The sequence below is a fragment of the Ohtaekwangia koreensis genome (assembly GCF_900167975.1).
GTDB lineage: Bacteria > Bacteroidota > Bacteroidia > Cytophagales > Cyclobacteriaceae > Ohtaekwangia > Ohtaekwangia koreensis.
In genome coordinates this window covers 296,625-309,833 of record NZ_FUZU01000002.1, presented here as the reverse complement: position 1 = coordinate 309,833, position 13,209 = coordinate 296,625, and the positions used below count along the sequence as shown (strand labels likewise).

The 13,209-nt window shown below is 40.3% G+C and carries 11 protein-coding genes; 6 read left to right on the top strand and 5 right to left on the bottom strand.

Going from position 1 to position 13,209, the window contains the following annotated elements:
* Nucleotides 1-6 precede the first annotated feature (6 nt).
* Both B5Y40_RS14230 and B5Y40_RS14225 read right to left on the bottom strand, forming a co-directional pair.
* Nucleotides 7-1,785: an ABC transporter ATP-binding protein gene (locus B5Y40_RS14230; RefSeq protein WP_079687466.1), complete on the bottom strand. Its 1,779-nt coding sequence runs from the start codon at nt 1,783-1,785 to the stop codon at nt 7-9.
* A gap of 155 nt (nt 1,786-1,940) precedes the next feature.
* Nucleotides 1,941-2,798, bottom strand: a complete 858-nt coding sequence (locus tag B5Y40_RS14225; RefSeq protein ID WP_079687465.1) for a helix-turn-helix domain-containing protein — start codon at nt 2,796-2,798, stop codon at nt 1,941-1,943.
* Between the two features lie 146 nt (nt 2,799-2,944).
* Here B5Y40_RS14225 and B5Y40_RS14220 point away from each other — a divergent pair, with 146 nt between their 5' ends.
* The 4 genes from B5Y40_RS14220 (at nt 2,945) to B5Y40_RS14205 (ending at nt 6,032) form a co-directional block, all read left to right on the top strand.
* Entirely contained in the window at nt 2,945-3,922 is a 978-nt protein-coding gene (locus B5Y40_RS14220) for a hypothetical protein (protein ID WP_079687464.1), read from the top strand.
* Between the two features lie 121 nt (nt 3,923-4,043).
* Nucleotides 4,044-4,508: a DinB family protein gene (locus tag B5Y40_RS14215; RefSeq protein WP_079687463.1), complete on the top strand. Its 465-nt coding sequence runs from the start codon at nt 4,044-4,046 to the stop codon at nt 4,506-4,508.
* Between the two features lie 61 nt (nt 4,509-4,569).
* Nucleotides 4,570-5,355 (top strand): hypothetical protein, encoded by a 786-nt coding sequence (locus tag B5Y40_RS14210; protein WP_079687462.1) that lies wholly within the window; start codon nt 4,570-4,572, stop codon nt 5,353-5,355.
* Nucleotides 5,352-6,032 carry a tetratricopeptide repeat protein gene (locus B5Y40_RS14205; protein ID WP_079687461.1) on the top strand — a complete coding sequence of 227 codons (681 nt, stop codon included), beginning with the start codon at nt 5,352-5,354 and terminating at the stop codon, nt 6,030-6,032. Before B5Y40_RS14210 ends, B5Y40_RS14205 begins: the two co-directional genes overlap by 4 nt.
* A gap of 207 nt (nt 6,033-6,239) precedes the next feature.
* On the opposite strand, the gene hemE is transcribed toward B5Y40_RS14205, so the two are convergent.
* Entirely contained in the window at nt 6,240-7,262 is a 1,023-nt protein-coding gene (gene hemE / locus B5Y40_RS14200) for a uroporphyrinogen decarboxylase (RefSeq protein WP_079687460.1), read from the bottom strand.
* A 141-nt stretch (nt 7,263-7,403) separates the two neighbouring features.
* On the opposite strand from hemE, the gene B5Y40_RS14195 reads away from it, so the two are divergent.
* A complete protein-coding gene (locus tag B5Y40_RS14195; RefSeq protein ID WP_079687459.1) occupies nt 7,404-10,088 on the top strand; it encodes an alpha/beta fold hydrolase in 2,685 nt (894 codons plus the stop codon).
* A 57-nt stretch (nt 10,089-10,145) separates the two neighbouring features.
* On the opposite strand, the gene B5Y40_RS14190 is transcribed toward B5Y40_RS14195, so the two are convergent.
* Together B5Y40_RS14190 and dusB are read right to left on the bottom strand one after the other, a co-directional pair.
* Nucleotides 10,146-11,027, bottom strand: coding sequence for a DMT family transporter (locus tag B5Y40_RS14190; protein ID WP_079687458.1), 882 nt, complete (start codon nt 11,025-11,027; stop codon nt 10,146-10,148).
* Between the two features lie 177 nt (nt 11,028-11,204).
* Nucleotides 11,205-12,200, bottom strand: coding sequence for a tRNA dihydrouridine synthase DusB (dusB, locus tag B5Y40_RS14185; protein WP_079687457.1), 996 nt, complete (start codon nt 12,198-12,200; stop codon nt 11,205-11,207).
* Between the two features lie 26 nt (nt 12,201-12,226).
* Between dusB and B5Y40_RS14180 the strand changes: the two genes are divergently transcribed.
* The gene (locus B5Y40_RS14180; RefSeq protein WP_079687456.1) at nt 12,227-13,186 is read left to right on the top strand and encodes a CPBP family intramembrane glutamic endopeptidase; all 960 of its coding nucleotides are present in this window, start codon (nt 12,227-12,229) and stop codon (nt 13,184-13,186) included.
* Nucleotides 13,187-13,209: the final 23 nt, after the last annotated feature.

Below are 13,209 nucleotides of genomic sequence, written 5' to 3'. Positions count from 1 at the left end.
ATCTTATTAACTTACAGCAACTCCATTTGTTTTAACACGTGTATGAACATTCTCTCCGATCTGTTGTCGCCACATTGCATAGTATAATCCTTTTTCCTGCAAGAGTTTATCATGCTTCCCGGATTCAACAATGTTACCCTTTTCAAGTACATAAATCTGATCAGCATGCATCACGGTAGAGAGACGGTGTGCAATCAATATAGTAATGTGGTTTTTCGCGGTCGAAATATCGCGGATAGTCCAGGTGATTTCTTCTTCCGTAATAGAATCTAAAGATGACGTTGCTTCATCAAACACCAGTATATCTGGCTGGCGAAGCAGTGCGCGCGCTATAGATAATCTTTGTTTTTCTCCTCCGGAAACTTTTACACCGCCTTCGCCTATAACAGTATCGAGACCTTTATCGGCACGTTCCAATAAAGACTGACATGCAGCCTTCTGCAATACAATCATACACTCCTCATCGGTGGCAGTAGGTCTTACGAATAATAAATTTTCGCGAATGGTGCCAGAGAACAGTTGCGTGTCCTGTGTCACAAATCCAATCTTTTCGCGCAGCTCATCCATATTTATGCTTGCACTCGAAACACCATTGTATAGTACATCTCCTTGCTTAGGCTTATATAGGCCCACCAATAATTTTACAAGTGTAGTTTTACCGGAGCCTGATGGGCCGACAAATGCAATGGTCTTACCATTGTTGGTTTCAAAAGATATATTATTCAATGCAGTTCTACTTGCAGACTGATGTTGAAAGGTAACATCTTTAAAAGTAAGATCTGTGATCTTGTCTACATATATAGGGTTCTTTGGTTTAGCTTCTTTTGGAAGATTCAGAATCCGGTTGAAATTAAGTAACGATACTTCTGCTTCGCGAAATGCAATGATTACATTTCCTAATTCCTGTAAAGGAGTGAACAGAAAGAATGAGTAAAAGAGGAATGTAAAATATTTACCAGCCGAAATTTCATTATCAAAAATGAGCATCAGTAAAATAACAACCATGGCACTTCTTATAAAGTTAACGGTAGTACCTTGCAAGAAACTCATCCCGCGTACATACTTTACTTTCTTAAGTTCAAGGTCGAGGATTTTATAGGTTGTGTTATTCAGACGTTGGATTTCCTGGTTGGCAAGCCCTAAGCTTTTTACCAACTCTATATTTCGCAGAGACTCTGTTGTAGAGCCTGCCAGGGATGTAGTTTCCTTTACTATATTCTTTTGAACTACTTTGATCTTACGGCTCAATAACCAACTTGTAATAGCAATGATCGGAACGGCAGCGAAATATACCAGCGTAACTTTATAGCTAACCGTAAGTGAATATACTACTACGAAAATCATAGCCACCAAACTAGAAAACAGAATGCTGATGAACGAAGTGATAAACTTTTCTGAATCGGTGCGTACTTTCTGTAATATACCTAATGTCTCGCCACTACGCTGATCTTCAAAAGTCTGGTAGGGCAGTTCCAGCGAATGCTTAAGTCCATCGGCATACATTTTAGCACCCAGTTTCTGAACGACAATGCTTGTGAAATAATCTTGCAGGTTTTTCGCTATACGAGATACCATGGCGGCACCGACTGCGAGCCCTACCAGGTAGAGAATACCTCTCACAAATTCCGCCCGGGATTGTGAGTCACGTTTCTCGATGAAGTCGTCAACGATGTTACCTGTGATGTGAGGATCTAAAAGTGAGAAAACCTGACTGGTTGCAGCTAACAGTAAAGCAATGGCAATAAGGCCTTTATAATTCTTGAGGTAGTTTAAAAGTATTTTCATGCCTGTACAAATAGGTGACGGTAATATGACTTTTTTTGAACAAAGAAATGTTCAAGTAGGTTCTTTCATTTGATAAAGAAAAAAATATTTACGTGAAATGTTAGTTGTAATGGTATAAAGGCTGGCTAAACTTTATTGTAATATTTTCTCAGTAGTCATTTGAAATTATGCCTGAACGCTTCCGGTGATTGCCCTGTGTGCTTTTTGAAGAACCTGATAAAATAGGAAACGTCTTCGTAACCCAGGTAACTTGCAATTTGATTTACCTGGTTTGATGTTGCGAGAAGGTATCGTTTCGATTCCAGTATAATATATTCGTTCATAATCTCTGAACACGTCTTCCCCTGCGCTCCTTTTGTAATGGCATTAAGCTGATAGAGGGAAAGACTCAACTTGTCTGCATAGAATGATACTTGCTTGTGTTTGACAATATGCGTCTTTAAAAGTTCTGACAATTTTTCAAAACACTCCTGTGTGTAGGGGTTGGTGGTATTCGGTGTAGCATTACTATTCTGCCGGATAAGTTCGATAAAGAAAATCTCAAGATTGGCTTTGATCACATCCTGATATCTTTCCTTTTTGATAGTATACTCTTCAAATATATAGCCTAGTATAGCGACTAACCTTTTAAGGCTGTTGGCTTCAAATTGATAGTGGTTGAGATCAGTAGCTTTTCGCAAGAGTTCACTCGATACCTTATCTTTTAAAAAATGGAAGTCAGTGTTAAATTCAATCAAGTATCCCGAGCTCCCTGCTTTCAGAGTAAGCTGATGCACCTGACCGGGACGCATGAGAAATATTGAATAGTCACGAATTTCGTAGGATCTAAAATCGATCTCGTGATTACCTCTTCCTTTTTCCAATGCCAGTATATAAAAGAAGTCGTGCCGGTGAAGCTCTTGAATGATATCCTTCCCTGCAAGCAGACTGTGAATGTCGCGTATGCTAAAGCTTCCAGAGAATTTCTGTTCTTCCTGGGGTGTATTTATATACCGTATTGGAATGTGTTTCATTGTTGCGAAGCTCGAAATATAGCGGAGTAAGGAAGATCAAACAAGAAAGACATTTCTATTTCTCTACTGGTATTTTACAAGCTAGAATGTATTCGGGAAATAATATTAATAATTATATATTTAAGTGAACTACTCTTTAAGTATAAATGACACTGAAAGAATTCAAAACACCAATTATCGTCATAGGAGTTCCTGTTGCTTTTGCTCTTCTCTTTCGGCTTGCATTTGGTTTTAGCGGGTTGGAGTCGCTATGGTCCGTCATGACACTGACTTTTTTTATGTCATTGCCCTATGGTGTAGGAGTGTTAACTATATATCTTTCAAGTTCTGACAAGGCGAAAAGTAAGCGTTACCTAGTCTTTTGTCCGTGGATACCTATATTCATATTCCTTATAGTAACCCTGGTATTTGCCATTGAAGGTTGGGCTTGCTGGATTATGGTCTTTCCAATCTTTCTGTTCTTTGCAAGTTTAGGCGGACTTACTTGTGGATACTTTAAACTTAAAAAATCAAAGCGTACAAACAATCTGCATATATCGGCTGCTATCATTCTGCCATTCTTCATAGGGCCGATTGAAAAAGTGATTGGAGATATTCCTGGATTTTATAGGGCCGACACATCTATTGATATTAATGCATCGAAAGAGAAGATATGGAGTAATGTAACAAGCGTGAAGGAAATACAGCCGAACGAGGATCGTGGGCGCTTGACGAATTTCTTACAGCTGCCACGACCTATATGTGCAGAGCTTAACTATGAAGGTGTTGGCGCAAAGCGCGCAGCTATATTTTCGCATGGTCTTGTATTCGATGAAACTGTTTTGAAATATGAGCATGAGAAGATGATGAATTTCTCGATACATGCAAACCCGTATGAAATTCCTTCGACTACGTTTGATGAACACATTGTTGTTGGAGGTGCATTCTTTAATGTATTGGAAGGCACCTATATACTTGAACAAATCGGTTCAGACCAATACAGACTCCATCTTTACAGTGAGTTTAAACTCACTACTACATTTAACTTCTACGCAAGTCTCTGGGGTAAATGGATCATGCAAGATATTCAGGAGAATATTTTACAAGTGATTAAGAGAAGAAGTGAGTATAAAGGCGCAAGGTAATGGGGGGAGGTAACTCCTTTTTACTTACGTGTATCATATAGTATGTATAAGTTTAGAATAGGGAATTCAGTAAAATTGGTTTCATATAAGTTCATACCAGGATCATTATTAAAAGCATTCCATGAACACGAAGATTGATAAAATAAAAAACTTCAGGCTTTATTTGTTGAAGCAAATCGAAGGATTGACAGCGCAACAACTTAATTATATCCCTCCAGGCTATAACAATAATATAGTCTGGAATGTGGGGCATCTTATCTCCTCTCAACAAAACATGTGTTATGTACGGGCAGGTTTACCCATTACTGTAGATGACCGGTATTTCTCCCCATATATATCGGGCACTAAGCCGAGTGCGGTCTTAAATGATCAGCAGATTGTGAATCTCAAAGACTTATTGATTACATCGATTGATAGATTTCAGTCTGATTTCGACAAAGCTATATTTCAGAATTATTCCCCGTCTGTCATGATACCAAAAGTTTATGGGTTTGAGGTGCCGAATATAGACGAAGCGATTGAGTATCTGCTTTATCATGAAGGGTTTCATCTGGGTTGTATACTTTCGTTGAAGCGATTTGTGTAAATCGTTCCTGAAATACTTTTGGAGGTTTGAAAATATACAGCCCTATGTTTAGATTTAGAGAATGCAACAAATACTAATTCCACTTCTTCTTATTTGCATGTGTGCCGGAAAGCAGGCTGCAGCTATCAGTACATCTGACAAAATAGATAACAACCAGATTGCTCGTGTTGTCGGTACATTTTCGGGGGACATAAATAAGGCAGACACTATTATTATACATAAGGAAATCACAAACGACTATCGTCACATTATTTATATTGACAAAGGTCACGATTCTCAGGAATATAAATGGCTAGTAGACTTTCAGTTCAATGAGGACAACAGATCGACATATGAGGCAAACTATGAATACTTTAAGAAAGAAAAGGCAGCTTCGTTTAAAAAGCAGAAATCGTTAGGGTTACCGAAACATTGGTTGCCAGTGTATAGGTATAAAAATGCATACTACCTGTATGCTCCTTCTGATTGGGGAAATGCGGGAAGACGTATAGTCAATGATAGCGCTTTTGTTTATTGGTATATGGATGGTCCGTATCCGGTCCCATTACAATCGGTTAACAAAGTAAATACGTATAAATGTGTGCTTTCAATAGCAGATCATCTTCACAACGATAATGATTCAATAACAACATTAACGTTGCACATTATCGACCCTATCTCGAAACTAACAATCTTCGAATTTTCAAAGGCATCAGGAAATTCGCATTATCAACTTTACATACCTGTTGAAAGTGCTGACAAGTTTGATATGATTATAAACTATTGTAACAATCAAAAACAAATGGAATATAGTTTTGAGAAAGTAGACTACGTTAAATTATTAAAGGACTCTGATAATAGTAAATGAAGGATCAAAACAATAAAGAACTCGCTGTAGGAGATATTTTCTATTCATTCTTTGATGGACGATATAATTTGTATAAACTTCTAAACTTTGATCAGGGAAATAATACCTATCATGTTTTATGTTACGAGCCTCAGGCTTCTTTGCCTCTTTCAGAAAATTTGGAAAACCTGGAAGTACAGATTTATCATGCGCCTATCGATAAGAATGGTTTTAATGATGCGATCTTCTTTGCGAAAGGAACCATACGTGCAGATGATTTGATCGGGTATCATGAATTCTTAAGGCAGACGCAAGCTGTTAAATTTATAGTAGGCATTGCTAGTGAATATTATAAGCGAGCCCATAGCCCCACCGATGAAAAAAAGTATGAGTTTGCAATAGACGAATATACCAAAGCTATAGATCTCGTTCCTGAATTCTTCGAAGCTATAGACAACAGAGCATTTTGTAAAATGGATCTCGGAAGATGGGAGGAAGCCATCGAAGATTTCAAAGAATCTCTTTCTGTTAACCCGGATAGCTTGCTGGCGGAGTTCTCAATTGGTGAGTGTAACTTGCAATTGGGTGCACTTGATAAAGCTCAGGAGCAGTTCGAGAAAGCAATAGCAATTGATCCAAACCACAAGACGTCACGTGACTTTTTGAAAAAGACAATTGAGTTACGAAGTCTAAAATAGTGAAATGTATTCGCAGATTGACGGTACTTATACAGATCTAAAATGCAACTCCCGCAGAATACGCAGATGAAATACAGGATTGTATTTCATCTGCGGTAATCTGTGAGATCTGCGGGAAATATATCCAACATTCAGAAGATACTCCTATAGATCTGATATGGATACACGCGCAGATTTTTATATACAACCATGTATTTTCTGCAGCAGCTATCCTCTAAATTCCTTTACCGTATCAATAAAGCATTTTACTTTGTCTACTTCAGTGTCTGGATATAAGCCATGACCGAGGTTGGCTATATGTTTAGTGTCTCCAAAAGCAGCTAGCATTTTTTTAGTTTCACGCTTTACATCTTCGAGTGAACCATATAGGGCACAAGGGTCAAGATTTCCCTGCAACACTTTGTTCGGTATCAATTGTCGTGATTCTTCTATACCCATATTCCAGTCAAGTCCAACGACATTGCAATTTATGGTGTTCAGGTCGGTGCGTGCGAAAAAAGCTCCTTTTGCAAAAACGGTTTTAGGAACTTCCGTGATAGCATCACAGATCTGAGATATATACTTTAACGAAAATTCTTCATATTGATCCGGACTTAACACTCCTGCCCAGGAATCGAAAAGCTGTATAATATCAGCCCCTGCTTTTACCTGTGCCTTCAAATAATGAATTGTACTTTGCGTGATCATCGACAAAAGCTTGTGCGCAAATTCAGGTTGTGAGTACAGTACTTTTTTAGCAGCGCTGAATGTTTTGCTGCCACGACCTTCAATCATATATGAAAATATAGTCCACGGTGCACCCGCGAAACCAATTAGAGGCACGCGTCCGTTCAACGCTTGCTTGGTTAGCTTGATGGCATCGAGTACATATTGAAGTTCATCTGCACCGGATATATGAAGCAGATCAAGATCAGCAGGAGATTCAATTCTTTTCGGAAACACGGGACCTTTACTCTCTTCCATTTCATAATTCAATCCCATCGCTTCGGGAATCACAAGAATGTCAGAGAAAATGATAGCAGCATCTACGCCTAGAATATCAACGGGTTGAATGGTAACTTCGGTGGCAAACTCCGGTGATTTAACAAGTGTTTTGAAATCTTTGATCGTAGCGCGCACCTTGCGATATTCAGGTAAAACGCGTCCTGCCTGGCGCATCAGCCAAACCGGTGTGCGTTCTGTTTTCTGTCCCAGTGCCGTACGAAGAAGTAAATCGTTCTGAAGCTGCATAGTGTTTGTTTGTCCTGCTAAGTAACAGCCGCAAAAGTAGAAGTGTTTTTTGATTTTTTAATCTTTCGCGATCATCTGTAACATTTTATTATTCTTTTCAACTAACTAAATGAAGTAACAAATTAACCCCTCATACAGAATATGAAAAAGCTTATCGTTCTAACCCTGGCTTTGGTGCTGATGGTGACTGCAGCACAAGCGCAGAAAAGTAAGGCCGGTGCCAAAGAGCCGCCTATTATTGATCGCGAATTGTTTTTTGATAATCCTGAAATTGCTGCCGGCCAGCTTTCACCGGATGGAAACATGATAAGCTTTCAGAAAGTCTACAAAGGTAAAATGAATGTATGGGTAAAGAAGTTTGATGAACCGTTTGAAAAAGCAAAGCCGGTTACAGCAGATACTTTACGTCCTATCGGTGGATATTTCTGGACGTACGATAGTAAATATATTCTATATGTACAGGATAAAGGAGGTAATGAAAACTACAATGTATATGGTCTAGATCCTTATGCTCCGGCAGAAGAAGCAACGGGTGTTCCTGCTGCACGCAACCTTACCCCTATGGAAAATGTGCGCGCCATGATTTACAATGTATCACAGAAAAATCCAGATGTATTGTGGGTTGGATTGAATAGTCGTGATCAGGCATGGCATGATCTATATAAGCTGGAGATCAGTACGGGCAAGCTTACACTGTTGAAAGAAAATAAAGATCGCCTTACTGGTTTTTATTTTGATTGGGATGAAAACATTCGCCTGGCCACACGTTCGGCAGATGATGGTAGCACCGAAATTCTTCGTGCCGATGCAGAGGGCTTCAGTAAAATATATGATTGTAGTCCGCTGGAAAGCTGTGCCCCTGCAGGCTTCTTCGATAAAGAGAATAAAAACTTTTACCTGCAATCCAACAAAGGTGAAGCAGAAGATCTTGTAAAACTATATTTGCTTAATCCGGATTCAAAAGCTGTGAAACTGGTAGAAGGCGATCCTTTAAACAAAGTAGACTTTGGTGGTGTGTTTGTTTCCAACAAAACAAAAGATATAGTATATACAACCTATACCGATGCAAAGACGCGCTGGTATTTTAAAGACAAGGCATACGAGGCAAACTATAATTTCCTGAAGTCTAAATTTTCGGGCAAGGAGATTAGTATAGTATCGCTCACAAAAGATGAGAACAAGGCTTTGGTTTCTGTATATAGCGATGACGATCCGGGTTCAGTTTATTTCTTTGATATACCGAAGAAGAAAGTGATCAAACAGTATACACCGCGTCCGAAATTACAAGCGCTTCCGTTGGCAAAGATGGAGCCGATAACCTATAAATCATCGGATGGTCTTGAGATTCCTGCTTACCTGACATTGCCTCTCGGTAAAGAAGCGAAAAATCTTCCACTCATCGTTTTCCCCCATGGCGGCCCATGGGCTCGCGACAGCTGGGGCTTTAATGGTTATGCACAATTCTTAGCAAACCGAGGATATGCGGTGTTGTCGCCAAATTTCCGCGCGTCTACAGGCTATGGTAAGAAATTTCTGAATGCAGGGAATGGTCAATGGGGAGAAAAAATGCAGGATGATATTACCTGGGGAGTAAAGCATTTGATCAACAAAGGTATAGTGGATGCGAAGCGTGTAGGCATCATGGGCGGTTCGTATGGTGGTTATGCAACGCTTGCCGGTTTGGCGTTTACACCGGATGTATATGCGGCAGGTGTAGATATAGTAGGCCCTTCCAATCTGATGACGTTATTAAATTCTATTCCTCCTTACTGGGAGGCTATACGCAAAGTGTTTTATATCCGTATGGGCGATCCATCCACACCGGAAGGAAAGGCAAAACTTGAAAAGCAGTCACCCTTGTTTTCCGCAAGCAAGATCAAGGCACCATTACTTGTGGTGCAAGGTGCCAACGATCCTCGCGTGAAGAAGGCGGAGTCCGACCAGATCGTTTCAGCATTGCGTGATCTGGGTATAGCGGTAGAGTATATCTGCGCTCCGGATGAAGGTCACGGTTTCAGAGTACCGGATAATAACATGGCGATGCTTGCATACGCTGAGAAGTTCCTGGCAAAACATTTGGGTGGCCGTTATCAGGAATCAATGAAGCCCGAAGTTGCAAAGAAACAACAAGCGATTTTGGTAGATGTAAAAACTGTAAAGGTTGCAGAGAAGGCGTCAGGCGTAACAAAATTACCGGCACCAGTTGCCGATCTGAAAGCCGGTAAATATACTTATGCGTTTACCATGGTTATGGGCGCACAAAATATAGCGATGGAAATGAACCGTGAAATAAAACAGGAAGGTGGAAAGTGGTCTGTTACCGATGCTATAAAATCACCCATGGGAGAAATTGCAGAGCAAAATTTGATAGAGCCTAAAACATTGAAATGTCTGCAGCGAAAAGTAAAGCAAGGACCGGTAAATATAGATCTGAGCTATACGGATCAGAACGTAACCGGTACTATGGATATGGGGAACGGACAAAAAAAACCCGTTAATGTAAAGCTCGAAAACCCCATCACAATAGATGGTGCCGGATCAGATCTGGTAATTGCACGTCTTCCACTGAAAGAAAATACAAGTACAATTATAGAGATGGTGGATGTAGCAACGTCTCAAATCAAAAAGTATGAAATTAAATTAGCGGGTACTGAAAAGATCACCGTGCCAGCAGGTTCATTTGATACTTATAAAATTACCATGAATCAAATTGACGGTGGTGAAAAGACTATCTTCTGGATATCATCCGCTGATAAGAATATGATTCGTACTGAAGCTATCGTTCCGCAGATGGGTAACGCGAAGATGATAGCTGAGTTGAAGTAGTAACATTATTGGTTAATCGTTATCCACAACCATTTCCGGATAACGATTAACCGATAACTATTTCCGGTTAGCAAGATATACTCCACCAATGATAGCGGCCATCCCTATGAAATGACCTATACCAAGTCTTTCGCCATCCAACAATCCCCACATTACAGCTACAATAGGTAATGCATAGGTAACCGAACTTGCAAAGAGGGCAGTGCTCATTTTTACGAGTCTGTTAAAAAGTATAGTAGCTACAGCAGTACTCATAAATCCGAGCAGTACTATAAATCCAAAAGCTTTCCATGCATCGGGTTGTGTTGTAAGCTTGTGCGTAAAATCACTGAAGCCAAACAAATATAGTATAGCCAACGGTCCGATCAGTAATAATGAAACGCTGGTGATGGTTAAAGAACCAAGATCCGGTATTTTAAATTTGATGAGGTTGAGGTTCGATCCATAGCAGAAACAAGCCAGCACGATGAGCAGTGCAAATACATTGAAACCAGCCACTGCGCCATCACTTCTGGATATACTTAGAATTACACCACCTGCGAATCCCAACATAATTCCAACAATAGCCATTGTTTTGAAACGTAATTTAAAAACAACAGCACCTATAATCATGGTAAAAATAGGAGTAAGTGTATTCATGATCCCGGCAACGGAACTTTCCATCCTTGTTTGTGCAGTGGCAAAAAGGAACGCAGGTATAAATATACCGAGCATGCCGGAGCCAAAAAGCTTAGCGTAGTGATGTGTCTGAAGTTCCTTCAGACGTGTTATTGCAAGTGGAAAGAGAAACAAGGAAGCGGCAGCAACACGAAGTGCCCCGACTTCATCGGGAGAAAAAACTTTTAGTCCTTGTTTGATCAGGATGAACGATGTTCCCCAAATCAATGTAAGGCATACAAAAAGTATAATGGAGGTTGAGCGATTAGTAGAATCAGACATAAGGGTTAATGAGGTAGAAAGATCAAATTACGATTTTGAAGACGTAAAGGTTCACGAAGTTTGAAAGAATTAAAACCAGATATTGCTTGTAAGCAATAAAGTTATTTTCCGTCAGACTTCTTTCTGCTTTGAAATAAAATGAATGGATTTGGCAGGATATATATGTTGCTACAATTATTAAGCGGCTACAACGGTACCGTTATACGTGCTGACAACTTCATCGAGTATAGCCAGCACTTCCGCTTCTGTAGGAGCTTCTACTAATCGCATGCGAAAAGGTTTGAAGTCATTAATACCCTTAAAGTAATTGGTATAGTGCCTGCGCATTTCGAATACACCTAATTTGTCGCCCTTCCAGCGAATAGAAAACTCAAGGTGTTTTTTTGTAGCACGTACGCGTTCATTCATATCGGGAGGCAACGGACGTTCACCATGTTTAATATAGTGCTTGATCTCCTGAAAGATCCAGGGATAACCAATTGCAGCACGACCAATCATAACACCGTCCACACCATACCGGTTTTTATACTCCAGCGCCTTTTCAGGTGAATCTATATCTCCGTTGCCAAAGATCGGTATATGTATGCGTGGATTCTCTTTTACTTTCCCAATCAGTGTCCAGTCGGCTTCACCTTTATACATCTGTACACGCGTACGACCATGAATGGATAAAGCTTTGATCCCTATATCTTGTAAACGCTCTGCTACTTCTAAAATATTTTTTGTTGACTCGTCCCAGCCCAGGCGGGTTTTTACTGTAACCGGAAGATGTGTACACTTCACAATTTCTTCGGTCATCTTCACCATCTTGGGTATATCTTGTAACAAGGCAGCACCAGCGCCCCGGCAAGCAACCGCTTTCACGGGACAACCATAATTAATATCGATCAGGTCTGGTCTTGCAGCGGTAGCGATCTCTGCGGATTGTACCATGTTGCCTATATCGCCACCGAAAAGCTGAATCCCGATAGGACGCTCATATTCAAATATATCAAGCTTCTGACGGCTCTTGGCAGCATCCCGAATGAGACCTTCCGATGATATAAATTCAGTATACATCAGGTCCGCACCCCCCTCTTTGCATACCGCGCGGAAAGGCGGATCACTCACATCTTCCATGGGCGCAAGCAACAGAGGAAACTCTCCCAGCTCTATTTGACCGATTTTCACCATATTAGCTCGCAAATTTAAGCAGAAATATGGAGCAGGAAATAGGTGCTCGTAATGTACACCCGGCAGTAGTGATCCTCATCACGCTGGGAGCGGTGTTTTTGGGTTTTCAGGTGGTGGGGCCGATGATCGGTTTTTTCTTTGCACTGCCTTTTTATCCTGGAAGCGTCATTGAAATGACGGAATCTTTAAAAAATCCGTTGAGCGATCCGGGAATGAAAGTTCCTTTATTTCTCATGCAAGGGTTCGGCACGCTGTTCGGCCTCATACTTGTGCCGATGTATATCCTCAAAAAATTTCATCGTTCGGTTGCTGATCTTTTTAAAGAGACAATTTATATGCAAGCCGTTTTGATGATAGGCGCGATCGTCATTGTGTTCATGATCGTGAATTCTGTGTTCATCGAATGGAATCAGAATGTTACGTTCCCTTCCGGGATTGAAAAATGGGCGAAGGCAACCGAGGAGCAACTAGCAGAGCTCACAAAATATCTTACCAAGTTTGATTCAACCGGGCAAATGTTACTGGCCGTAGTGGTAATTGCTGTATTGCCTGCCATTGGAGAAGAACTTGTTTTTCGTGGAATCATCCAGCGCGAATTATTCCGTGGAACGAATAACATTCACGTTGCAATCTGGATCTCGGCAGCCATCTTCAGTGCAATCCATATACAGTTCTATGGTTTTGTACCGCGTATGTTATTGGGAGCACTCTTCGGATATCTTTATTATTGGTCGGGCAATCTCTGGATGCCGATCATCGCTCACTTTATTAACAATGGCTTTACTGTAGTCGCGATGTATTTATATCAGCAAGGTTCTGTTAAGATGGATATCGAAAATGCAGAGGCTGCACCGTGGTCCGCAGTATTATTCAGCGCTGTAATAACCACTGCGTTACTTTATATTTTTAAGAAATTTTATGAAAAGAGAAGATCTGTTAATTTTTCAGACAATACAAATGAGGATAATTCGACTCTTATTCCGTAACAAATTATAATTTAGACGCCATT